The following is a 23,519-nucleotide window of genomic DNA, read 5'->3' as shown; positions in this document are numbered from 1 at the left end:
GATGGAGGGTATTGAGTGGTAGTTCTGAAGTGCAGAGGTCTCTGGTCTGTGTCGGTCGCAACTTTGGTGGCTTTTGGAGCCAGCGCGACGTGGGCGAGTGATCAAACGGGGGACATATCTGATCCCGAGGTGATCAGTAATAAGCGCTTCAGCGACGATGTCAGTGCTTTTTATCTCGGTTTGACAGCAGGTTATGGCGGCGGAGGCGATGACCGGTTCGGTCTGACCACACCAACCGATACTTTTGCAATTGGCGATCAGGACATCAGCGGAAGTTATGGCGGTGTGCGTGGTGGCTGGCGCGGTGTCCTGCCGGCTCGGGGCGGTCGTGACTATGTATACGGATTTGAGCTGGGATATGATTTTGGATCTCTTGACGACAGTGTATCCACCGTAGTCGGCTCTGAGACGGTTCAGGGTGGTTCAGAAGTCTCGGATATTGTCACCTTGCGGTTTCGGAATGGCCTGACCAACCGCAGCGGGCGAATCCTTTATTTCGTCAGTGTCGGTTACCTTTGGGGTGACGTAGAGACGACAAACAGTATTTCGTCCACCACTGGCACACAGTCGTTTGAGGCCTCGGATCGCCGCAACGGGTTCTCGCTAAGTATTGGTGCGGAACACTATCTGACGGAAGACTGGTCGATCACAGGTGAGTTTGAATATGTCCAGTTCGACTCCAAGGATATTGAATTCTCTTCGGGTTTTTCGACAAAATCCACACCGAACTATCGCGGTCTGAGGTTCGGTTTGAACTACAAGTTCTAAACCGGGGCAAAGCGCCCGATCGGCGCTTTTGTCATCGCCGTGCGAATTTTTGAAACTGTGGCTTGCACCTGGTCCGAGTTCTTGTCTACGCTCAACGTGAAACGCCAAGACAGGAGAACGGATTGGCCATCGGTGCCCTGACCCCACCGCAAGATGAGATGCCCCAGCGCGAGGCATTTGTAGAATTCCCCGACAACCGCTTGTTGATTGATTTATGTGGCGAATATGACCGCAACCTGACCGAGATTGAGCAGAAGCTCTCGGTCCAGATTGTGCGCCGCGGCAATCAGTTGGTGGTGATGGGTGAAGAGGATTCGCAGAAAACCGCCATTGAGGTTTTGCAGGCCCTTTACACCCGTCTGGAAGGCGGGCGCGATGTCGAAGCCGCTGATGTGGACCGAGAGCTGCGCATGGGTGGCTCGGAACAGGGGACCGGTAGTCGAGACGGCGACCAGCTTGAGATGTTCAAGGGCGGTACCGTTGAGATCAAGACCCGCAAAAAGCTGGTCGAACCCCGCACAGATGCGCAAAAAGCCTATGTGCAGTCGCTCTTCCAGAATGAGCTAGCCTTCGGAATTGGCCCGGCGGGTACTGGTAAGACCTATCTCGCTGTTGCCGTTGGTGTGTCGATGTTTATCGGCGGCCACGTAGACCGCATCATCCTCAGCCGTCCTGCGGTCGAGGCCGGGGAAAAGCTGGGCTATCTGCCGGGCGACATGAAGGACAAAGTCGATCCGTATATGCAGCCGCTCTACGACGCGCTGAACGACTTTTTGCCCGGCAAGCAACTCGCCAAACTGATCGAGGAAAAACGAATCGAAATCGCTCCGCTGGCGTTCATGCGAGGGCGGACGTTGGCCAATGCTTTTGTTGTGCTGGATGAGGCGCAGAACGCAACGACCATGCAGATGAAGATGTTCCTGACCCGTCTGGGCGAGGGCAGCCGCATGGTCATAACGGGTGACCGGTCGCAGGTCGATTTGCCGCGTGGGGTTCAATCTGGGCTGGCAGATGCCGAACGCCTGCTGAAAACGATCCCGAATATCAGCTTCAATTACTTCACTTCGAAAGATGTGGTGCGGCATCCGCTTGTCGCCGCAATCATCGAAGCGTATGAGGCCGATTCAGGGCGCGAGACAGGATAACTCAAGGCCCGACATCAGGCTTTGAGGCGACAGGATGAACCTTGAACTTACCGTGGAAGACGACCGCTGGCAGGGGCTCGAGTCTCTGTCCTTGCGCGCGGTCGAGGCGGTTCTGCACCATTGCGGGCTGGATCCGGATTTGTGTGAGGTTAGCCTGCTGGCCTGCGATGACACCCGAATTGCCGAACTGAACGCCGAGTTCCGGGAAAAACCAACACCGACGAACGTTCTGAGCTGGCCCGCCGAAGACCTCGCGGCCGATGTCGCAGGGGAAACGCCCGAACTGCCGGAACCCGATTTTACCGGCGAAATCGCCCTTGGGGACATTGCGATCTCATACGACACATGCGCGCGCGAGGCCGCTGAGGCGGGCAAATCCATGTCTGATCACGTGACGCATCTGATCGTTCACGGCACGTTGCATTTGCTGGGGTATGATCACATTCGTGACCCCGATGCTACCTTGATGGAAGGGATTGAGGTCAAGATACTTGGCAAACTGGGTATCAATGACCCATATAATAGGTGAAGCGGGTTATTTCACCCGATCAATTGGAAGAGGACAATGGGCGATACAGACGGCAGTTCTAGGGCGGCGCAAAGCGCGCAGTCTGAGAATTTGGACATTGAAGAGAAAAGCGGTTTCTTTTCGCGGATTATGGATGCCATTTCAGGGGCCGAAGAGGAGCAAAGCGCTCCGGTCAACGGGCATGAAATAGCCGACAATCAACATCGCGGCATGGTTAACCTGCGTCGCAAGCGGGTTGAGGATGTCGCCATTCCGACCGTTGAAATCGTCTCGGTTCCCTCAACGATTTCCAAGGATGAGCTGGCGCAGGTCTTTCGCGAAAGCGGCCTGTCGCGGATACCCGTGTATGAAGGTACGCTGGATACGCCGCTGGGTTTTGTCCACCTCAAGGATTTTGCTCTGACCCATGGGTTCAATGGTGGCGGAGCCGAGTTCGACCTGACCTCGATGCTGCGCACGCTGCTGTTTGTGCCGCCCTCGATGCCTATCGGTGTTTTGCTGACCAAGATGCAGACCGAGCGTCGCCACATGGCGCTGGTGATCGATGAATATGGCGGCGTTGACGGGTTGTTAACCATCGAAGACCTGATTGAGCAGGTCGTCGGCGAAATCGCGGATGAGCATGACGCGCACGAAGATCAGCTTTGGTTGCAGGAAAAGCCGGGTTGCTACGTCGTTCAGGCCCGCGTTCCGCTTGAGGATTTCGAGGCCGAGATCGGACGTTCTCTGACCAGCCACGAGGATGTGGACGAGGAAGAGATCGAAACTCTGGGCGGTCTGGTCTTCATGCTGTCGGGCCGTGTTCCGGCGCGGGGTGAGGTTGTACTGCATCCCGAAGGCCCGGAGTTCGAGGTGATTGATGCTGACCCGCGCCGCATCAAGCGTCTGCGCGTCATGTTGCCGGACGTCGCTGCATGATCCCTGTCCGGGGTTGGCCTTTGTGGCTTAGACTTGGTGCCGCAGCTACCTTGGGGGCGCTGGGCGCTTATGGCTTGGCGCCGTTTGGCTACTGGCCGCTGACGCTGATTGCGCTGACCCTAATTCCCGCGTTCTTTCTCGCCTGCGAAACCCGCGCGCGGGCCGCGTGGTTGGGCTGGGCCTTTGCCACCGGCTACTTCGCCCATGCGCTGAGTTGGATCATCGAGCCTTTCCAAGTGGATGCCGAGCGCCATGCTTGGATGGCTCCGTTTGCGCTTGTCTTTATGGCTGGCGGCCTGGCTTTGTTCTGGGCGGCAGCATTCTGGGCGGCGCGACGGGTCGATACCCCGTCTGTACGACAGGCTGTGTTGTTGGCCCTGACAGTGTCACTGGCCGAGTTTGGTCGCGGTTATCTTCTGACCGGCTTCCCCTGGGCCGGGGTTGCGCAGGTCTGGGTCGACACGCCGGTTGCGCAGCTTTTGTCTTTGATTGGCCCCTATGGGCTAGCTGCGCTGACCTTCGCGGTGACGTTTTCGCTTGGGGCCGCGATGGTGCAACCTGTGGCTCTCCGTTCGCTTTTGATTCCGTTCGCTGGGTTCGTCGGTGTCGCCGTTCTTGCCATGGTCTACGCCTCCAGCAGGCCGGTGATTGAATATGGTGAAAATACGGTCCGACTGATCCAGCCGAATGCGCCTCAGCATCAGAAATGGGATCCTGCATATGCGCCCCTTTTCTTCGCGCGCCAGATCGAGTTCACCGCGGCGGAGCCACCTCCCGACCTGATCGTCTGGCCCGAGACTTCAATTCCGGCGTGGCTCAGCAGCGCCCATCCTTATCTTGAGGCCGCCACGGACGCGGCTCAGGGCGTTCCGGTTATTCTGGGCATTCAGCGAGGGGACGGGCCGCGCATCTACAACTCGATGATCTATCTGGATGAGAAAGGGCAGCAGACGGGTCTGTATGACAAGCATCATCTGGCCCCATTTGGCGAATATGTCCCGTTCGGAAACCTGATGGCCCGTTTCGGTATTCACGGCATGGCCACAACGGCTGGTCATGGGTTCAGTTCGGGGCCGGGGCCTGCGGTGATGCAGGCAGGTAAGCTGGGGCAGGCTCTGCCACTGATCTGCTACGAAGCCGTCTTTCCGCAGGACGTAAACGGCGCGCCGGAACGCGCCGATTTCATCTTGCAGATCACCAATGATGCTTGGTTCGGAACCCGTTCCGGCCCTTACCAGCATCTTGCCCAGGCCCAGATGCGGGCGATTGAGCAGGGGCTGCCGCTGATGCGGTCCGCCAATACCGGCATTTCGGGGATGATCGACCCTTTGGGTCGGATTACCGCATCGCTTCCTTTGGGGCAGGCGGGGTTCGTAGACGCCGATCTGCCGTTGCCTCTCGCGCCGACGGTCTATTCCCGCATGGGGGACCTGCCCGTGTTCGCCGTCTTGCTCTTGTTGGCCGTGTTGCTGTGGCGCATGCCGCGGCCGCGCAGCGCCTAGTTTCCGATTGACGTCATTTCGCAAGGCGCGTATGCCCTTGGTGCCTGTCACAACGGCTTCCTGGCGTGGCAGAGGAACTTCAATGGAGCACATTTATGTCCCGACAGAACTACACTTTTACTTCGGAATCCGTTTCCGAAGGGCACCCGGATAAGGTCTGTGACCGGATTTCGGACGCTGTACTTGACGCATTTCTGAATGAAGAACCCGAAGCGCGCGTGGCGTGCGAAACCTTTGCTACGACCGATCGGGTCGTCATCGGTGGCGAAGTAGGTCTGTCTGATCAGGAAAAGCTGCACGACTATATGGGCCGCATCGACGAGATCGCGCGCGCCTGTATCAAGGATATCGGTTACGAGCAGGACAAGTTTCACCACGAAACAGTCGAAGTGACAAACCTGCTGCACGAACAGTCCGCTCATATCGCTCAGGGCGTTGATGCCTCGGGTGACAAGGATGAGGGCGCGGGCGATCAGGGCATCATGTTCGGCTACGCCACCACGGAAACCCCTGCGCTGATGCCAGCCCCGATCCAGTATTCGCACGCAATCCTGCGTCGTCTGGCCGAAGTGCGTAAAAACGGCACCGAACCTGCGCTGGGCCCGGACGCGAAATCGCAGCTGTCCGTTGTTTACCGCGATGGCAAGCCGGTTGGCGTTAGCTCGATCGTTCTGTCCACGCAGCACCTGGATGAGGCGCTGACCTCGGACGACATCCGCGCGATCGTCGAGCCTTATATCACTGAAACCCTGCCCGAAGGGTGGCTGAGTGCCGATACCGAATGGCATGTGAACCCGACCGGCAAGTTCGTGATCGGCGGCCCGGACGGAGATGCGGGCCTGACCGGCCGCAAGATCATCGTCGACACCTATGGCGGCGCAGCCCCTCACGGCGGCGGAGCGTTCTCAGGCAAAGACCCGACCAAGGTGGATCGCTCGGCTGCTTATGCCGCGCGTTACCTGGCCAAGAACGTGGTTGCCGCCGGTATGGCAGAACGCTGCACCATCCAGTTGAGCTATGCGATTGGCGTCTCCAAGCCGCTGTCGATCTATGCCGACACCCATGGAACAGGTCAAATTGCTGACGCCGTGATCGAAAAAGCCGTTGGTCAGGTTATGGATCTGACCCCGCGCGGCATTCGTGAGCATCTGCAATTGAACAAGCCGATCTACCAGCGCACTGCAGCCTACGGTCATTTCGGCCGTGAACCCGATGCCGACGGCGGCTTCAGCTGGGAACGCACCGATCTGATCGAGGCCCTGAAAGCGGCTGTCTGACAGCTATCGAAAGGTGCGCCCTCGCGGGCGCTCTCTTCTTCTGTTCATAAATACCTCGGGGGTGTGGGGGCTGGCCCCCACCTCCACCCCTTGCCACTGGCCCATCGTCACAGTAAGGGCACGACCATGAGCAACCAGACACCCCAACGCCCCCGCAGAAACTTCTATGGCCGCTTCAAGGGCAAAACCCTTAAGCAAAGCCAGAAGACGTATCTGAACGAAGACCTGGACGCCCTGTCGCCCGGTGCTGTCGATTGGGAGACGAACCCTGAACGCCACCCGCTGGACCTCGACGCGCTGTTTGGCGGTAAGGATGTCTGGCTTGAGGTCGGCTTTGGCGGTGGTGAACATCTGGTGCATCAGGCCGCGAACAACCCCGATATCGGGATCATCGGGGCCGAGCCATACATCAACGGCGTTGCCATGCTGCTTGGTAAGATCCGTCAGGCTGGGGTCGAAAACCTCGCGGTGCATCCCGGTGATGCACGCGACCTATTCGATGTGCTGCCCGAGGCCAGCATTTCGCGCGCCTTCCTGCTTTATCCCGACCCGTGGCCCAAAACACGCCACCATCGCCGCCGCTTCGTGACGCCCGAGCATCTGGAGCCTCTGGCCCGCGTCCTGAAGCCCGGCTCCATCTTCCGCGTGGCCACCGACATTCCAGACTATGTACGCCAGACGCTTGAGGAAGTCTCTCGCGCTGGTTTCGAATGGTTGGCTGAACGCCCTGCCGATTGGCGCGAGCCTTGGGACGATTGGATCTCGACCCGCTATGAGCAAAAGGCCCTGCGGGAAGGGCGGACCCCGCACTACCTGACTTTCCGGCGGACAGACGCCTGATCGGTTTCAAATTTTTGTAATCCTGCACGCTATGCTAGGCTGCGCGCGTTACGCGTTTTCAGCATAGCTTATTTCAAGGATTACCATGTCTGACCTTCGGATTACCAACTGCCACACGCATCTGTTTCACTCGCGCCATGTGCCCGAGGACTATCCCTATCCGGCACTAAAACCGTTCAAGAAGATGCCGTGGTTGATCAAGGCTCTGGCTTTTGGTGCCAGACTGATCGGCCAGCCTGGCGTCGCCGACAAATTGGATCGGCTCTATCGTTTTCAGCAGGAAACGGATGAGGGCAGCCAGCGCGAGATTCTGGACAACCTGCGGCGACATTACCCCAGCAATACCCGCTTTGTCGTTTTGCCGATGGATCTGTCGGCCTTTGGCTTCGGCGCGCCCGAGGTGCCGCTACGCGACCAGCATGACGAACTGGCGCAGCTCTCCACTGACCCTGAGGTTGGCCCGTCGGTGATTCCCTTCGCAACGATCGACCCGCGGGCTGATCCCAATGCCACCGAGCTGTGGCGCGCCATTAACGATCTGAGGTTTCGCGGGGTCAAGCTCTATCCCCGTTTAGGCTTTGCGCCGAATGACCCGGTCCTGATGCAGCATGTCTATCCGCGCTTGCAGGACAAGAACCTGCCGGTAATGTCGCATTGTTCGCGAGGCGGTGTTCAGGGGCGGCATCTTTCCGACTATTGGGCCGACCGCTATACGGAACCAGAGGCGTTTATCCCGGTAATGCGAGATTTTCCCAACCTGCGGATTTGTCTGGCACATTTTGGTGGGCAGCGAGACTGGCATGCCTATGTCAATCCCGATCACACCGACTCATTAGACGATGCATTCAACCGGAATTGGCTGAGATCCATTCGCACTATGATCGGCAGCGGCGATTTCTATGGCCTGTGGACGGATATCTCCTACACTCTTTTCCAATTCGAAGACTATGCGCCGTTCCTGCGGCTTTTCCTGATGGGTGAGGATGAGGAAAGCGAACGCCTGCGGTCGCGCGTTTTGTTCGGGTCGGATTACTACATGACCCGGCAAGAGGCGCTGTCGGAAAAGGCGGTCTGTATCCGGTTGCGCAACGTTCTGGGCGAAGAGATCTTTCGCCAAATCGCCGAGGAAAACCCGGCAAAATGGCTGGGAGAGACCTGAGAGACACCCATACCCTTATTGCCGCTGGACCAACTGGTCCCAATTCGCTAATCGGCATGGACTGATAGCGAAAACAGGAGCCCCCATGTCCGGACACGGCACGCCCATCCCGATGACCTCGCATCCCTGCGGCCCGTTGAACGGAACGGCTGAGGTGCCCGGCGACAAGTCGATCTCGCATCGGTCGCTGATCCTTGGCGCGATGGCGGTTGGGGAAACCAAAATCTCGGGCCTGCTTGAGGGCGAGGATGTTCTGGACACGGCCAAGGCCATGCGCGCATTCGGGGCCGAGGTGACGGACCATGGCGGCGGTGAATGGACCGTGCATGGCGTGGGTGTAGGCGGCTTCGCTGAACCCGATCAGGTGATCGACTGCGGCAACTCGGGCACCGGCGTGCGGCTGATCATGGGCGCTATGGCAACCACTCCGATCACGGCGACCTTCGCGGGCGATGCCAGCCTGAACAAGCGCCCGATGGCGCGGGTTACCGATCCGCTTGCGCTGTTCGGCGCGCAGTCGGTTGGCCGTTCGGGCGGGCGCCTGCCAATGACTATCGTGGGCGCGGCGGATCCGACCCCGGTCCGCTATGAGGTTCCGGTTCCTTCGGCGCAGGTGAAGTCAGCCGTCCTGCTGGCGGGCCTGAACGCACCCGGCAAAACCGTTGTGGTCGAGAAAGAAGCCACCCGTGACCATTCGGAACGGATGCTGGCCGGTTTTGGCGCTGAGATCACTGTTGAAGATACAGATGAGGGTCGCGTGATCACGCTGACCGGTCGGCCTGAGCTGAAACCTCAGGTCATTGCCGTACCGCGTGACCCGTCGAGCGCGGCTTTCCCGGTTTGCGCGGCGCTGATCACGCCCGGTTCGGACGTGCTGGTGCCCGGCATCGGTCTGAACCCGACCCGCGCGGGCCTCTTCACCACTCTGTGTGAGATGGGCGCGGACCTGACCTATGAAAACGAGCGCGAAGAGGGCGGCGAGCCCGTTGCCGATCTGCGTGCCAAATACTCGCCCAATATGAAGGGGATCGAGGTCCCGGCCGAGCGCGCCGCCTCGATGATCGACGAATATCCGGTTCTGTCCGTGGTGGCGGCCAATGCGACCGGCACCACGATGATGGGCGGCGTGAAAGAGCTGCGCGTCAAGGAAAGCGACCGGATCGACGCGATGGCGCGCGGGTTGCGAGCCAATGGCGTGGCCGTGAATGAAGGCGATGATTGGTGGTCGGTCGAAGGGCTGGGCATCGGCAACGTCCCCGGCGGCGGCACCTGCGAGAGCTTTCTGGACCACCGGATCGCGATGTCCTTCATGGTGATGGGCATGGGCGCGAAAACGCCCGTCTCAGTCGATGATGGCGGACCAATCGCGACCTCTTTCCCGATCTTCGAGCCGCTGATGGCCTCGCTGGGTGCCAAGGTTGAACGGACATGAGCTTTACCGTCGCCATTGATGGCCCAGCGGCGGCGGGCAAGGGGACAATCTCGAAAGGCGTCGCGGCGCATTTCGGGTTTGCCCATCTGGATACGGGGCTTCTGTATCGTGCGGTGGGACGGCGCGTGTTGGATGGGGTTGATCCTGTCGCTGCGGCCCAAGCCCTGACCGCAGAGGAACTGGAGCAAGGCGATCTGCGCACGGCTGAGGTCGCGCAGGCGGCTTCGAAAGTTGCTGTCATCCCTGAGGTGCGGGCGACGCTGGTCGATTTCCAACGTGCCTTTGCCCGACGTTCGGGCGGGGCCGTATTGGATGGGCGCGATATCGGGACGGTGATCTGCCCCGAGGCCGAGGTGAAGTTGTTCGTAACCGCCAGCGCCGAGGTTCGGGCCGAACGCCGATTTTTGGAGCTTGGCGCCAAAGGGTCTGATGTAACGCTTGATCAGGTCCTGGCCGATGTGCGCGAACGGGACGCGCGCGATGCGGAGCGTAGCACCGCCCCCATGAAACCCGCCGAAGACGCCGTTCTGCTGGACACGTCTGAATTGAGCATTCACAACGCTTTGGCAAAGGCTGTCGAAATCATCACACAGAAAAGACCCGCAGCGTAGCTGCGGGCCGTTGTTTTAGGAGATCAGAGTTCGCCGACGGCGATGCTCTTGATGTTTGCCCACTGGTCGTCGGCGGTTTTGGCAGTGCCAACCACGTCTTTCAGGAAGGCTGCGCGGGTTTCGGCGTTCAGGAACAGGAACAGTTTGCCGTCCGAGATCAGGTACTGATCCGGGTCGCCGTCAAACTTCTTACCAACCGAAACACCGAACGAGCAGAAGCCGCCGTGCTGGGGCAGGTAGGCTACTGGGTTGGCCTCGAACGCCTCGCGGTTTTCGGCGGTGGCGAAGTAGTAGGACGCGCCATCATAGGTGGCTGAGTGGGTGGCAAAACCCTCGACCGGGTTGCCGCTGTTGACCAGTGCGACCAGATCAACCCCATGCGCAGCAAGCGGCGCGCCAGCCGCCGAGATGCCTTTGGAGACATTGATTTCATCCGCAGCAAAAGCCGGGGCCGACAGGGCAAGCGCAGCAACAAAAGCAGTGAAGACGAGCGATTTCATTTGGGTCATCCTTTCATTTTCAGATCCTGGCTGAGGTATCCCTCCGCCGATGTGACAAAGTTAGGACAGGAGTTTTGTACGTGTAATCGCAGATAGGCCGCGAAACTGTGCAGATCGTTCAAACATCTGGATTACACGCAAAAACACTTCACACAGCTTTGTTTGGCCAGTGACCCGGTTGCTTTCTAAGGTAGGGGGGCAACTATGGGAGCGGCCTCATGATCCGACTAGCTGTGATTTTGTTCCTCATCGCCGGCAGCGTGAGCGCGCAACAGGCCGAACCGCCCGTGCCTGAGGGCGAACCTCCGATGACATATGAGCGGTTGGGCAGGATTCTCTTTGCGCTTGATCCGGAGACGCAGCCCAGCGGGCCAGGGTTCCAGATCACCATTGCGGATGTGCCGGTTCTGGTGATCACCGATGTAGTGGCCGATCGAATGCGCGCTATGGTGCCCATCAGCAGCACGGCAGATCTGTCTGTGGAGGATCTGCAACGGATGATGCAGGCCAATTTCGACAGCACGCTGGACGCGCGCTATGCGATTGCCAACGGAACCCTGTGGGCCGTGTTCATCCACCCGCTGTCGCCGCTGAAAAAGGATCAGCTGATCTCGGGCCTGGCGCAGACGGTGAACATCGCAAACACTTATGGCACTCTGTATTCGGGCGGAGCGGCTGAGTTCGGAGGGGGTGACAGCGGCGATCTGCAGCGTGCGCTGATCGATGAGCTTTTGAAAAAGGGCGAAGAGATCTGAACCTGGAACGTGGTCGAGTTTCAATTTGACACACCTCGCCGTTACCGGATTTTTATCGCCATCAAATTGGGGCTATAAGATCAAGTGAAACCTAGTAAGCATCTGCGCAAGAAGGGTAAAATAGCCACATCGACAGGACCCTAGCCAGATGTAACAAAACTGTTATGCTCCCCTCACAAGCAATAAAGGGAAGGCCGCCGTAAACCTCCAAAAAAGGGGGAAGTAGCCACAAAATTCCCTAAGCCAACAGGGACAGACAAACATGACCAAACGTTTGCGCAAAATCACCATCGTGGGTGGTGGGACCGCGGGCTGGATGACCGCGTTGATTTTAGAGATGGTGCTGTCGCGCACCTCCGCGCCGAAGGATCGCCCACGTATCTGCCTGATCGAAAGCCCCAATATCTCGACCGTCGGTGTGGGTGAGGCAACGGTTCCGAGAATGCCGGTTACGCTGAGGCAAGCGGGCATTTCCGAACGGGACTTTTTTCGCGAAACCAATGCCTCATTCAAGCTGGGCGTGAAGTTCTGCAATTGGAACAAGGACGCCAAGGGCAATCGCATCGACTATGTGAACCCGTTTGCCCATGGTCAGATGCTGGAGGGGTTGGAGACGGCCGAGTATTTTCTGCGTTTTGGCAACGGAGATCGGGATTTCACGCAGTCCATCTCACCGCATGATGATCTGGGACGGATGTGCAAAGGCGCGCGGCCCTTGGGGGCACCGGAATTCGAGCAGCGCTTTGGTTACGCCTATCACCTGGACGCCGTGAAGTTCGCGGGCATGCTGACCAAGGTGTGTACCAAGCGCGGTGTTGAGCATATTCAGGATGAGGTGCAATCGGTCGAGCTGGATGAGCAGGGCAATGTCAGTCACCTGATGCTGGAGCGGAAAGGCCGTCACGACATCGAAATGGTCATTGACTGCACAGGGTTCCGTGGTCTGATCATCAATCAGGCTCTGGGTGAGCCCTTCATGGATTACTCGGACTTTCTGCCGAACGACCGGGCCATGGCGTTGCAGATTGAACATCCAGATCCAGAGAAGATCGAAAGCCTGACCCGCTCAACCGCGCTTGGGGCGGGGTGGACATGGCGCGTGCCGCTCTTCAACCGAGTGGGTACTGGTTATGTGTTCTCATCTGCGCACCGGACGGATGATCAGGCGGCAGATGAATATCTTGAGTGGCTGGGCGACAGCGGCAAGGGTCTGACGCCGCGCGTGATCCCGATGCGTGTTGGGCGCGTGCGTAACGCGTGGGTCAAGAACTGCGTGGCGATCGGCCTGTCTGGCGGGTTCATCGAGCCGCTGGAAAGCACCGCGATCCACATGATCGACCATGCCGTGCGCTGGTTTGCCGAGCATCTGCCGACGCAGGACATCGAACCAGCCTTGCGGACACGCTACAACCGGCAGATGGACAAGCTTTATAACGAGGTGTTGGAGTTCATCTGTCTGCACTACCGCCTCGGCAATCGCACCGATGACCAATACTGGATCGACGCTCGGACTGAAATGAAATTGCCTGACCGGTTGGCCGAGAACCTTGAACTCTGGCAGCATCGCTTGCCTATGGAACATGATATCGAGTTCGTCTCACTGTTCGATCACCGCGTCTACCAGACGGTTCTGTTGGGCAAACAGGTCTATGATACGGGCTATGGCGAAGGAATCCGCGATCGTCTGCGTCCATTGAAGAAACCGATCTGGTTCCATTGGTGGAAGGGCGCGCGCATGCACCTCAATGAGATTCTGCAAACAATGCCGGATCACAAAACGCTTCTGCGCGATATTCGGGGTGAACTGAAGAAGCCAGCTTTTGGCAAGGCGGCAGCAGTGAAACCCACTGTGGCCATGCCGGGCGCAAAGCCGGCTCCGGTTGTGGTTCAGAACATGCCGAACCTGGCCGAAATCCAAAGCGGCGCGAAGGATCTGCAATTGTTCTAGAGAATGTTGGAACTGATTGTTGGAGCATTTCCAAGGCAGGAGCTTGCTCCAATAATTAGGCTTTTCTATCTGGAAGGTGAGATGCGGGCGCAATGCAAACGGACACTGTTCAAGTGCCTTCGGCCCGCTAGACAAATATCGTTGAGTAGTCGTGGGATCATAGTAGCCAGTGTTGCGCGTCTACCACGGCTGAGCATTAGTTAACCAAATGTTAACTACCGCACAGTCCTGACTGATTTCACTGATATAAAACTACCAGTGTTTCGATCATCGGTAATGTGTGTGCTGTCATGAGAATGCTTTTTTTAGGCGCCTTTGGCGCATTGGTCCTTGCATCGAGCGCTTGGGCAGAGACGAAGCTGACGCTTCGAGGCGGGTACAGCACATCTAGTTCGGACTACCCGTACGCCTATGACGAATTGGACCAAACGCTGATAGATTCCAGCTATGGGGATGGTGTCTATGGCTATGTCGGTCTTTCAAGGGGGGATTTGTGGGGCGGATACGGGGGTGAGATTTCATTCACATACAACCGTATAACTGACAGTGATAACTACAGTGACGGCGGTCGGTGCAGTACCTTAGACGTCATTTCATTGTCTCATGCACTTTGTATGGAAGGTGCTGAAACTGCAAATGCCACTCGCTTTTCTCAAATAAGAGTTTTGGCGACCCGAGAACTACCTTCCAGTGGTGTGGAAGTCATCGGAGGATTGGGGGTTCTTGACTTTTCTTCCGTTTCGCGTGGAATGATGTTCTTTCCAGGAGAATTGTCTGCTCAGCGGCGAGAGACGGACTACACAGGTGTCGGTCTCGTCCTAGGTGCACGCAAGGATTTCGCTATTTCAGGCGCAACCGTGTTGCGTTTAGAAGGTTTTGCTGGCGTATACACTGGGGATAGGGATCTTAATATCGACGATGTCTGGACGTCCGAAGTGGGGGACCTTTCGCGCAGTGATCGCCAGACAGTTTATTCGTTGGACCTGACGGCGAGTGTTGCCGTTCCGATCGACCGGGTCCTGGCGGGCGGCGCGTTCGAGTTTGGTGTTGCCTATACCAAGTTGTTCAACGTTATGGACACGACCAACTACAACTCGGTTACGCGCGCATCGATTGGTGAGACAGGATCTCTGGACAGTGACGTGGACGCATTCTCGGTCTTTGTCGGTCTGCAAATTCCGCTGTAGGCAGAACATCGCTTGAGGCCTTGCCTGTTTGGGACGAAGTCTCTATAGACGCAGCGTCCACAAGGTGAAAACACCGGAAAATAGAGAGAGCGAGCAGGGTCGGAACAACCGACCCTCTTTGTTTTGCGGTAACCGAGACCAACTAGTCCCATCTTAGATGGGCGCCAAACAAGACCGGCGGAGACAACCGCTCGGCCAGTAAAAACGTATGTAAAGGAAAACAACGCCACATGGCTAACGCATCCATGGAGGAATTCGAAGCCCTCCTGAACGAAAGCTTCGAAATGGACACGCCCGAAGAGGGCTCTGTTGTCAAAGGTAAGGTTCTGGCGATCGAAGCCGGCCAAGCCATCATCGACGTAGGCTACAAAATGGAAGGCCGCGTAGATCTGAAAGAATTCGCAAATCCCGGCGAAGCCCCTGAAATCGCTGTGGGTGACGAGGTCGAAGTTTACCTGCGCGCCGCAGAAAACGCCCGTGGCGAAGCCGTCATCTCGCGCGAGATGGCCCGCCGTGAAGAGGCATGGGACCGTCTGGAAAAAGCATATGCCGACGACCAGCGCGTCGAAGGTGCAATCTTTGGTCGCGTCAAAGGTGGCTTCACCGTCGATCTGGGTGGCGCAGTTGCGTTCCTGCCCGGCTCGCAGGTTGACGTTCGCCCCGTGCGCGACGCTGGCCCTCTGATGGGTCTGAAGCAGCCGTTCCAGATTCTGAAAATGGACCGCCGCCGTGGCAACATCGTTGTGTCGCGCCGCGCTATCCTGGAAGAATCGCGTGCCGAACAGCGTGCCGAAGTTATCGGCAACCTGTCCGAAGGTCAGACCGTCGAGGGTGTTGTTAAGAACATCACCGAATACGGTGCATTTGTTGACCTGGGCGGCGTTGACGGGCTGCTGCACGTCACCGACATGGCATGGCGCCGTGTGAACCACCCGTCCGAGATCCTGACGATCGGCGAAACCATCAAGGTTCAGGTCATCAAGATCAACAAAGAGACCCACCGCATCAGCCTGGGCATGAAGCAGCTGCAAGAAGATCCGTGGGATTTGGTTGCTGCGAAATACCCGCTGGGCTCGGTCCATCAGGGACGCGTCACCAACATCACCGACTACGGCGCGTTCGTCGAGCTGGAAGCCGGTGTCGAAGGTCTGGTGCACGTCTCCGAAATGTCCTGGACCAAGAAAAACGTCCACCCCGGCAAGATCGTTTCGACCAGCCAGGAAGTTGACGTCATGGTTCTGGAAATCGACGGCGCCAAGCGTCGCGTTTCTCTGGGCCTGAAGCAGACTCAGCGCAACCCATGGGAAGTGTTTGCAGAAACACACCCCGAGGGCACCGAGGTCGAAGGCGAAGTCAAGAACATCACCGAATTCGGTCTGTTCATTGGCCTCGAAGGCGACATCGACGGCATGGTTCACCTGTCCGATCTGTCCTGGGACGAGCGTGGCGAGGATGCGATCCAGAACTACCGCAAAGGCGATATGGTTTCGGCCGTTGTCTCGGAAGTTGACGTTGAGAAAGAGCGTATCTCGCTGTCGATCAAAGCCCTGGGCGGTGACAAGTTCGCCGAAGCCGTGGGCGGCGTGAAGCGTGGCTCGGTTATCACCGTTGAAGTCACCGCGATCGAAGATGGCGGCATCGAGGTCGAGTACGAAGGCATGAAGTCGTTCATCCGTCGTTCGGACCTGAGCCGTGACCGCGCCGAGCAGCGTCCTGAGCGCTTCAACACCGGCGACAAGGTCGACGTCCGTGTCACCAATGTCGACAGCAAGACCCGCCGTCTGGGCCTGTCGATCAAGGCACGCGAGATCGCCGAAGAGAAAGAGGCCGTGGAACAGTACGGTTCCTCCGACTCGGGCGCATCGCTGGGCGATATCCTGGGTGCAGCGCTGAAATCCGGCGACTAAATCCGGTCTCTGACCCGATACAATTCAACGGCCCCGTACATATGTGCGGGGCCGTTTTTGTTGCGAATCAACAAGTTCTCAAACGGGACGCTAAAATGTACATACTATGTGCATGAACGGGATTTTGGGTGTTCAAGCTAAAAATCATGCGAGTTTGCCCGAAATAGCAGCTACAACACACAGAGTTTACGTTCCCCCGAACCGGGTTTTTTTCTATACTGTCCAGAACACTAGAGATGGTAAACCGGTCGCCTGGGAGGGTAGCGCGCATGATCCGTTCTGAATTGATTCAAAAAATTGCTGATGAAAACCCGCATTTGTATCAACGCGATGTCGAGCGGATTGTGAATACAGTTTTCGAGGAAGTCACCGACGCGATGTCGCGTGGCGACCGGGTCGAGCTTCGCGGATTTGGCGCGTTCTCGGTGAAAAAGCGCGACGCTCGTGTGGGTCGCAATCCGCGCACCGGCGAAACTGTGCAGGTCGAAGAAAAATGTGTACCGTTTTTCAAGACGGGTAAGTTGCTTAGGGACCGATTGAACGGTAAAGCCTGACCTTATGATGCGCTACATTCGATATGCTTTTCTGGGGGCACTGGGGATCATCTTGGTCTCGGTCTCCCTTGCCAACGTAGAATCCGTTGAACTCAAGCTGATGCCCGACCCTCTGGCCGAGCTGCTGGGTTTCAACCTGTCTACCTCGCTACCGTTGTTTCTGGTGGTGCTGGGCGGCGTTGTGGCCGGTCTGGTCATCGGGTTCTTGTGGGAATGGATGCGCGAGCATAAGCATCGCCGTGATGCGACCGTCAAAAAAGGCGAAGTGCGCAAGCTTGAGCGCGAGGTCAAGAAGCTCAAGAAAAAGCAGAATGAAGGCAAGGACGAGGTTCTCGCCATTCTGGATGAGGCAAGCTGAGCCAAAGCAATGCCTGATGTGTCTGTCAAAATCTGCGGTTTGACCGCCCATGATCACGTGCGCGCTGCTGTTGATGCAGGCGCGCGGTATCTGGGGTTCAACTTCTTTGCCAAATCCCCCCGCTATGTCTCGCCCCAGCAAGCCGCCGAGTTGGCGACCCATGTACCGGCGGGCGTGGCCAAGGTAGCGTTGGTGGTGAATGCCTCGGATGAGGTGCTGGACGACATCACGCAGAATGCCCCGTTCGATATCCTGCAACTGCATGGGGGCGAGTCGATTGAGCGCGTGCAGCAAATCAAGGACAGGTATGGCTTGCCGGTGATGAAGGTAATCGGGGTGGCCGATGAGGCTGACCTGGCTACCATTGATGCGTTCAGTGACGTGGCGGATCAGCTATTGATCGACGCCAAGCCGCCAAAGAATGCCGTTTTGCCCGGCGGCAATGGCTTGGCGTTTGACTGGCGTCTGCTGGCGGGCCGCAAATACTGGCGCAAGCCGTGGATGCTGGCCGGTGGTCTTACCCCCGAAAACGTGGCCGAGGCGATCCGTATGACGGGCGCGCGTCAGGTTGATGTCGCATCCGGCGTCGAAAGCGCGCCGGGGGTGAAAGATACCGCCCTGATGAAGGCATTTATCGACGCGACGCGGTGATCTGATCTCGTATTCGCGCCGTATCTCTCGACGGAGAGGTACAAAACATGCTGGCGGCAATAGGCGGCGTTTCTCTAAAACACTGGTACAACGCGCCAGAGTTTTTCTGGCGAGCGGGGCAGGCTTTGCGTCAGGCGCGGGGCGATCCGCTATGTCTGTATGCGGCGACTTTCCGTCAAGACGGTCTCTATTTCTCGCTCAGCGTCTGGCACGATATAGAGGCGATGCTGACCTTCGCCCAATCAGGTCCCCACCGTCGCCTGATGCAGGAGGCGAACCGCTTGGCGGATGTGAACCAGTTCCACCATTTCCCTTGCATAGGGGTCCCAACGACTGAGCAAGCGCTTGAACTTTGGCGGCATCATACCCTGGCTGCTGAATGAGGCGTTTTGCCCATGGCAAAACCTGCCGCTACCTCCTATGAACAACGGATACGACGCGGGAGACTTCCATGGCCAACGATCTTTTCAATTCCTTCATGTCCGGCCCTGACGAACAGGGGCGTTTTGGCATTTTCGGCGGGCGTTTTGTCAGCGAGACGCTGATGCCGCTGATCCTGTCGCTGGAAGAGGAATATGACAAAGCCAAGGATGATCCGACGTTCTGGGCCGAGATGGACGATCTGTGGGCAAACTATGTGGGCCGCCCGTCGCCTCTGTATTTCGCAGAGCGCCTGACCGAGCATCTGGGCGGAGCGAAGATTTACCTCAAACGTGATGAGCTGAACCACACCGGCGCGCATAAGATCAACAATGTGTTGGGCCAGATCATTCTGGCGCGCCGCATGGGCAAGACCCGGATCATCGCGGAAACCGGGGCAGGGCAGCACGGCGTGGCCACCGCCACCGTCTGCGCCAAGTTCGGCCTGAAATGTATTGTGTATATGGGCGCTCATGACGTGCAACGACAGGCGCCGAACGTGTTCCGCATGCGTCTGCTGGGGGCCGAGGTGATTCCCGTGACCTCGGGCCGTGGGACGCTGAAGGACGCGATGAACGACGCGCTGCGCGACTGGGTGACCAATGTGCGCGACACGTTCTACTGCATCGGCACGGTTGCTGGCCCGCACCCCTACCCGGCCATGGTGCGCGATTTCCAGTCGATCATCGGCAAGGAAGCCAAAGAGCAGATGATGAAGGCCGAGGGCCGTCTGCCCGACACGATCATCGCTGCCATCGGCGGTGGCTCAAACGCGATGGGCTTGTTCTACCCGTTCCTCGACGACAAAGATGTCAACATCATCGGCGTCGAAGCCGGTGGCAAAGGCGTGAACGAGAAGATGGAGCATTGCGCCTCATTGACCGGTGGTCGTCCGGGCGTGCTGCATGGCAACCGGACCTATCTACTGCAGGATGATGATGGTCAGATCCTCGAAGGCTATTCTATCTCGGCCGGTCTCGACTATCCTGGCATCGGGCCCGAGCATTCCTGGCTGAACGATATCGGTCGTGCGAACTATGTCGCCATCACTGACAAAGAGGCGCTTGAGGCGTTCCAGCTCTGCTGTGCCACCGAAGGCATCATCCCGGCGCTGGAGCCCAGCCACGCACTGGCTCATGTGATGAAGATCGCACCGGATCTGCCGAAGGATCACCTGATCTGCATGAATATGTGCGGACGCGGCGACAAGGACGTGCAAACCGTCGCCAAATACCTGAACTTCGACATGTCGGACACCGAAGGCCGCACGGCGGACTAACAGTCGGTCAAGCGGATGGAACCGGCCCCGAGCAAGGGCCGGTTTTTCTTTAGCCTTCTTGCAGGACGGTCTCGAACCCTTCGAACTGCGGCGGGCCCATCAAGGCGGATTGAGTCTTACTGTTGCCTGCATTCTTATGCGCGTGGCGGAACTGTTCCGATTTGGTCCAGGCTTCGAAGTCTTCGCGGCTGTCCCAGATCACATGGCTGGAATACAGGCGATATCCGTCGCCTTCGGGCCCTTTGAGCAGGCGGAATTCCTGAAACCCTTTCAGCTCATTCAGACGGCTCTGACGTTCTTTCCAGACGTTTTCAAAATCAGCCTCACTGCCGGGCCGGACCTTGAAACGGTTCATTGCGATAAAGTTCATGGCTTTCCCCATTCTGTCGTGATTCAGGCTGGCGAAACGAAATGTCGGCTGGCTGTTGGTATAGAGAGTATTCCCTGCCCGTCGTCAATTGGCGCGGCCTGCGTGTTGGCGCAGGATGTCTAGCGGCACGATCTCAAGCGCCCGCTGATGCGTCGCCTCAAGATGGACCTTGGGCGCACAGCCTTCGTCATGCGCCTGAAGAAAGCGACCGGCACAGAGACACCAGCTGTCCCCGGGGTTGAGGCCCGGAAAGTTGAACTCGGGCCGAGGGGTGCTGAGGTCGTTGCCAACGTATTTCGAATAGGCAAGAAATTCGGCCGTCATGACGGCACAGACGGTGTGACTGCCCTGATCCTCGATGCAGGTGTTGCAGGCCCCGTCCCGGAAGAACCCGGTCAACGGGTCTTTCGAGCAATCGGCGAGGACGCCTCCGAGAACATTGATGCTGTCTTCTTTCTGCATAAGGCTCACCCTACAGGCTTTGCGCAATACTTCGGAACATTTCGACATTCTGTTCGTTCACGCCGGGATCACGGAATTTGCGATCCGCGCCGGTTGTCATGATCAGAACGCCACGAGGCTGGTCGAAATACATATATTGCCCATAGACCCCGCGGGCCAGAAATTCTCCTTCATGCGCGCCAATAGGGATCCACCACTGATAGCCGTAGCCGATCTTTCCCGGCTCGGTCGGGGCGCTGGGCCAGGTTGATTCCTTGATCCATTCCGCGGGCACCAGTTGCTTGCCGTCATGCTCTCCGCCTTGCAGGATCATTTGGCCAAAGCGCGCAAAGTCGCGCGTGGTGAAGTTCAGGCCACCCAGCACAAAAGCCACGCCAGCGCCGTCGGTGACATAGTAGCCGTCACGTTCCAGCCCCAAGGGCTGCACGATCTTCTCGGTCATCAACTCCGTGACACTGCGCCCGGTCGCGCCCCGGATCACCATGCCGATGACATGGGTGTCGATCGACACATATTGCCAGCTCTCTCCGGGTTCGATGAAGCTGTCCTGTAGCGCGATGGTGAAATCATCCAATTCACCCCCGAGGGCCAAAACGCGGCCCATTCGGTTGATGTCAGAGTTCGGGTCAAAATAGTCCTCGTCAAAGACCACCCCGCTGGCCATATTCAGCACATTGCGGATTGAGGCGGTCTCATAGGCGCTGCCGGTCAGATTGGGCGCGTATTTCACCACCGGATCATCAAGCGATGTGATCGCGCCTTCGTCCAGCAGAATGCCCAGAAGCGCCGAAAGATAGCTTTTGGCCACCGACCATGAGATGCGGCGATCATCGGGACCTGTCCCCAGATAGTATTCCTCGAACCTGATCTGACCGTCCTGCATCACCAGAAGCGAGGTGACCGCGCGATCCTCAATCCAGTCATCGGTCCCTTCGGGAAGGTCAAAGCCGGCGCCGTAGGGCAGCTCCCACGTCGGGCCGTTGCCTCGGGGCAGATTGGCGGTCAGGAACGCCTCATCCATATGAGAAAAATTCTGGACGATCTTCTCTTCGGAAAACAAAGAGTTCACGGCCAAGAGGCGCTGAATTTCTTCGCGTTTCCAGACGCCGACAACCACTGCGGCCAGGACCAATGCCAGAGTGATCCGCAACACCCATTTGAACAGAGCTTTCATGAAATGCCTCCCTCTTGGTTGATATAGGAGCGCGAGATGCCGCATTCCGCAATCAAGACCTTACGGCACCAAGGGCGCTGGTTATTTGAACTTGTCCAGCAGCTTTTGCATGGCCGAGCGGTTGTCGTCTTCGGGCACAGGCTTCGCCTCAGGTTTTGGGGCCGTTTTTTCGGGCTTTGGCGAGGTGGAGGAGCGGGGCGGGGCAGTACGCAAAGCAACGGCATTCATGAACTTGCCGCCGTCTCCGCCAGCTAGATGGCCCGCGCCGTCTGCAACGCCGCGCAATACGTCTTCCAGCCAGTCCCCATCTGCTTTGGCAAAGTCACCCAGAACATAGGGCGAGACCATCTCTTTCCGCCCCGGATGCCCGATGCCCAAACGCACGCGATCATAGGCTGGGCTAATATGCTCATGAATAGATCGCAGCCCATTGTGCCCGGCATGACCACCGCCCGCCTTGACCCGTACTTTGCCGGGCGCAAGGTCTAGCTCGTCATGGAAAACGGTCACGTCGGTCGAGTCGAGCTTGTAGAACCGCATCGCCTCGCCCACGGATTGACCCGAGCGATTCATGAAAGTCTGCGGCTTGATCAGAAGCACCTTTTCGTGCCCTAGACGCCCCTCGGCAATCTCTGCCTGAAATTTGGATTTCCATGGGCCAAAACCATGATCATCGGCAATTCGGTCCAGTGCCATGAAGCCGATATTGTGCCGGTTGCGGGCATATTTCGATCCCGGGTTCCCCAATCCGACAAATAGCTTCATGCCACAATCCTTTTTCGCATGCCTTCAGCGCAGAGGGGTGATGGCATGAAATGGCATCCGTTTTCTAGCCCGGTGCCAAAAGAAAACGGGGCCCGATGTTGGGCCCCGTTTCACAATCCGACAATTCGAATTCGGATTTATTCTTCAGCTTCTTCCTGGCCGACGACTTCTACTTCGTCCGCGGCCACTTCTTCGCCTTCTTCGTCGTCGCTGGTCGACAGACCGGTCGGTGCCGAAACGTTGGCGATCACGAAGTCGCGGTCGATGGTCGGCTTGGTGCCTGCGGGCAGGTCAACCGACGAGATGGTGACAACGTCGTTGATCTCCATGCCTGTCAGATCAACGGTGATCTTCTCAGGAATATCGCCAGCGGTGCACATCAGTTCGACTTCCGGACGGACAACGGTCAGAACGCCGCCCTTCTTGATGCCGGGGGCCGCTTCTTCGTTGACGAACTCAACCGGGATGAACAGCGCGATCTTGGTGGTCCGACGCAGGCGCATCAGGTCCAGGTGGGTCGGCAGGTCTTTGACGACATCACGCTGAACGTCGCGGCAGATAACGCGGACGTCTTCGTGGCCTTCAACCTTCAGGTTCCACAGGGTCGACTTGAACCGGCCAGCTTTCAGGCGCTTGAATAATTCGTTGAACGGGATCTTGATTGCCAGCGGATCTTTGTCGCCACCAAATACAACGCCCGGAACCATGCCTTCGCGGCGGGTCTGACGAGCGGCGCCCTTGCCTGTCCCCGTCCGTTCCAGAGCTACGAGATCAGGAATCTCTCCAGCCATGATATATTCTCCAATGTTAGGGCGGGCATCCTCCAAGGCTGTATGCCCGCGTGAAGCCGCGTCCTTAGCTTGTTTCTTACGGTTTGAAAAGCGGTAATTTGCGAGGCTCTGCCTCGCGCTCCGAGGTATTTTCAAACAGAAGAAGATGCGAAGCGTCCGTTGCTTCTTCTGTTCAAAAAATACCTTGGGGTGGTCGCCGCTTCAGGGCGGCGGGGGC

The 23,519-nt window shown here is 57.9% G+C and carries 25 protein-coding genes and 1 riboswitch; of the genes, 19 read left to right on the top strand and 6 right to left on the bottom strand.

Going from position 1 to position 23,519, the window contains the following annotated elements:
- The first annotated feature begins 129 nt into the window (after positions 1 to 129).
- From ACR0AI_RS11595 to cmk, 10 genes are all read left to right on the top strand, one after another.
- A complete protein-coding gene (locus ACR0AI_RS11595; RefSeq protein ID WP_480673876.1) occupies positions 130 to 768 on the top strand; it encodes an outer membrane protein in 639 nt (212 codons plus the stop codon).
- 122 nt (positions 769 to 890) lie between these two features.
- The gene (locus ACR0AI_RS11590; RefSeq protein WP_170462382.1) at positions 891 to 1,913 is read left to right on the top strand and encodes a PhoH family protein; all 1,023 of its coding nucleotides are present in this window, start codon (positions 891 to 893) and stop codon (positions 1,911 to 1,913) included.
- A gap of 34 nt (positions 1,914 to 1,947) precedes the next feature.
- Positions 1,948 to 2,442, top strand: a complete 495-nt coding sequence (ybeY, locus tag ACR0AI_RS11585; protein ID WP_480673878.1) for an rRNA maturation RNase YbeY — start codon at positions 1,948 to 1,950, stop codon at positions 2,440 to 2,442.
- 36 nt (positions 2,443 to 2,478) lie between these two features.
- Positions 2,479 to 3,360 (top strand): hemolysin family protein, encoded by an 882-nt coding sequence (locus tag ACR0AI_RS11580; protein ID WP_170640489.1) that lies wholly within the window; start codon positions 2,479 to 2,481, stop codon positions 3,358 to 3,360.
- Complete coding sequence (gene lnt, locus ACR0AI_RS11575; RefSeq protein WP_480673881.1) at positions 3,357 to 4,862, top strand: apolipoprotein N-acyltransferase; 1,506 nt, start codon at positions 3,357 to 3,359, stop codon at positions 4,860 to 4,862. The genes ACR0AI_RS11580 and lnt overlap by 4 nt, the downstream gene beginning before the upstream one ends.
- Before the next feature lie 41 nt (positions 4,863 to 4,903).
- Positions 4,904 to 4,952, top strand: a riboswitch (SAM-SAH riboswitch).
- 5 nt (positions 4,953 to 4,957) lie between these two features.
- Positions 4,958 to 6,139, top strand: coding sequence for a methionine adenosyltransferase (gene metK, locus ACR0AI_RS11570; RefSeq protein ID WP_170707489.1), 1,182 nt, complete (start codon positions 4,958 to 4,960; stop codon positions 6,137 to 6,139).
- A gap of 126 nt (positions 6,140 to 6,265) precedes the next feature.
- Positions 6,266 to 6,979, top strand: coding sequence for a tRNA (guanosine(46)-N7)-methyltransferase TrmB (trmB, locus tag ACR0AI_RS11565; RefSeq protein ID WP_480673883.1), 714 nt, complete (start codon positions 6,266 to 6,268; stop codon positions 6,977 to 6,979).
- 85 nt (positions 6,980 to 7,064) lie between these two features.
- Complete coding sequence (locus ACR0AI_RS11560) at positions 7,065 to 8,138, top strand: amidohydrolase family protein (protein WP_480673885.1); 1,074 nt, start codon at positions 7,065 to 7,067, stop codon at positions 8,136 to 8,138.
- An 85-nt stretch (positions 8,139 to 8,223) separates the two neighbouring features.
- The gene (gene aroA, locus ACR0AI_RS11555) at positions 8,224 to 9,570 is read left to right on the top strand and encodes a 3-phosphoshikimate 1-carboxyvinyltransferase (protein ID WP_480673887.1); all 1,347 of its coding nucleotides are present in this window, start codon (positions 8,224 to 8,226) and stop codon (positions 9,568 to 9,570) included.
- On the top strand, positions 9,567 to 10,181 hold the full coding sequence (gene cmk, locus ACR0AI_RS11550; protein WP_480673889.1) for a (d)CMP kinase: 615 nt from the start codon (positions 9,567 to 9,569) through the stop codon (positions 10,179 to 10,181). The genes aroA and cmk overlap by 4 nt, the downstream gene beginning before the upstream one ends.
- Positions 10,182 to 10,204: 23 nt before the next feature.
- Here the strand turns inward: cmk and ACR0AI_RS11545 are convergent, their stop codons facing one another.
- Positions 10,205 to 10,681, bottom strand: coding sequence for a YHS domain-containing (seleno)protein (locus ACR0AI_RS11545; protein ID WP_480540131.1), 477 nt, complete (start codon positions 10,679 to 10,681; stop codon positions 10,205 to 10,207).
- Between the two features lie 218 nt (positions 10,682 to 10,899).
- Between ACR0AI_RS11545 and ACR0AI_RS11540 the strand changes: the two genes are divergently transcribed.
- The 9 genes from ACR0AI_RS11540 to trpB all read left to right on the top strand — a co-directional run bounded on the left by ACR0AI_RS11540 (position 10,900) and on the right by trpB (position 19,740).
- Positions 10,900 to 11,436: a hypothetical protein gene (locus ACR0AI_RS11540; RefSeq protein WP_170659897.1), complete on the top strand. Its 537-nt coding sequence runs from the start codon at positions 10,900 to 10,902 to the stop codon at positions 11,434 to 11,436.
- Positions 11,437 to 11,698: 262 nt separating this feature from the next.
- Complete coding sequence (locus ACR0AI_RS11535) at positions 11,699 to 13,384, top strand: tryptophan halogenase family protein (RefSeq protein WP_480673892.1); 1,686 nt, start codon at positions 11,699 to 11,701, stop codon at positions 13,382 to 13,384.
- Positions 13,385 to 13,674: 290 nt separating this feature from the next.
- Positions 13,675 to 14,571 carry a hypothetical protein gene (locus tag ACR0AI_RS11530; RefSeq protein WP_480701329.1) on the top strand — a complete coding sequence of 299 codons (897 nt, stop codon included), beginning with the start codon at positions 13,675 to 13,677 and terminating at the stop codon, positions 14,569 to 14,571.
- Between the two features lie 230 nt (positions 14,572 to 14,801).
- Complete coding sequence (rpsA, locus tag ACR0AI_RS11525; RefSeq protein ID WP_170377709.1) at positions 14,802 to 16,478, top strand: 30S ribosomal protein S1; 1,677 nt, start codon at positions 14,802 to 14,804, stop codon at positions 16,476 to 16,478.
- 269 nt (positions 16,479 to 16,747) lie between these two features.
- Positions 16,748 to 17,032, top strand: a complete 285-nt coding sequence (gene ihfB / locus ACR0AI_RS11520) for an integration host factor subunit beta (protein WP_008758048.1) — start codon at positions 16,748 to 16,750, stop codon at positions 17,030 to 17,032.
- A 7-nt stretch (positions 17,033 to 17,039) separates the two neighbouring features.
- Positions 17,040 to 17,390, top strand: a complete 351-nt coding sequence (locus ACR0AI_RS11515) for a lipopolysaccharide assembly protein LapA domain-containing protein (RefSeq protein ID WP_170378121.1) — start codon at positions 17,040 to 17,042, stop codon at positions 17,388 to 17,390.
- A 9-nt stretch (positions 17,391 to 17,399) separates the two neighbouring features.
- Positions 17,400 to 18,041, top strand: a complete 642-nt coding sequence (locus tag ACR0AI_RS11510) for a phosphoribosylanthranilate isomerase (protein WP_480673896.1) — start codon at positions 17,400 to 17,402, stop codon at positions 18,039 to 18,041.
- Between the two features lie 47 nt (positions 18,042 to 18,088).
- A complete protein-coding gene (locus tag ACR0AI_RS11505) occupies positions 18,089 to 18,424 on the top strand; it encodes a hypothetical protein (protein ID WP_480673898.1) in 336 nt (111 codons plus the stop codon).
- Positions 18,425 to 18,492: 68 nt separating this feature from the next.
- Positions 18,493 to 19,740 carry a tryptophan synthase subunit beta gene (gene trpB, locus ACR0AI_RS11500; RefSeq protein ID WP_480673900.1) on the top strand — a complete coding sequence of 416 codons (1,248 nt, stop codon included), beginning with the start codon at positions 18,493 to 18,495 and terminating at the stop codon, positions 19,738 to 19,740.
- A 49-nt stretch (positions 19,741 to 19,789) separates the two neighbouring features.
- On the opposite strand, the gene hmuQ is transcribed toward trpB, so the two are convergent.
- The 5 genes from hmuQ to ACR0AI_RS11475 all read right to left on the bottom strand — a co-directional run bounded on the left by hmuQ (position 19,790) and on the right by ACR0AI_RS11475 (position 23,302).
- On the bottom strand, positions 19,790 to 20,110 hold the full coding sequence (gene hmuQ, locus ACR0AI_RS11495) for a heme-degrading protein HmuQ (protein WP_480673902.1): 321 nt from the start codon (positions 20,108 to 20,110) through the stop codon (positions 19,790 to 19,792).
- Positions 20,111 to 20,194: 84 nt separating this feature from the next.
- On the bottom strand, positions 20,195 to 20,572 hold the full coding sequence (locus ACR0AI_RS11490; RefSeq protein ID WP_480673904.1) for a DUF2237 family protein: 378 nt from the start codon (positions 20,570 to 20,572) through the stop codon (positions 20,195 to 20,197).
- Between the two features lie 10 nt (positions 20,573 to 20,582).
- A complete protein-coding gene (locus tag ACR0AI_RS11485; RefSeq protein ID WP_480673906.1) occupies positions 20,583 to 21,746 on the bottom strand; it encodes a serine hydrolase domain-containing protein in 1,164 nt (387 codons plus the stop codon).
- A gap of 81 nt (positions 21,747 to 21,827) precedes the next feature.
- The gene (pth, locus tag ACR0AI_RS11480) at positions 21,828 to 22,511 is read right to left on the bottom strand and encodes an aminoacyl-tRNA hydrolase (RefSeq protein ID WP_480673908.1); all 684 of its coding nucleotides are present in this window, start codon (positions 22,509 to 22,511) and stop codon (positions 21,828 to 21,830) included.
- A 137-nt stretch (positions 22,512 to 22,648) separates the two neighbouring features.
- Positions 22,649 to 23,302 carry a 50S ribosomal protein L25/general stress protein Ctc gene (locus ACR0AI_RS11475; RefSeq protein ID WP_170472082.1) on the bottom strand — a complete coding sequence of 218 codons (654 nt, stop codon included), beginning with the start codon at positions 23,300 to 23,302 and terminating at the stop codon, positions 22,649 to 22,651.
- Between the last annotated feature and the right edge of the window lie 217 nt (positions 23,303 to 23,519).

Source organism: Ruegeria sp. BG3 (assembly GCF_056538485.1).
This window is presented reverse-complemented; position numbering and strand designations above follow the sequence as displayed.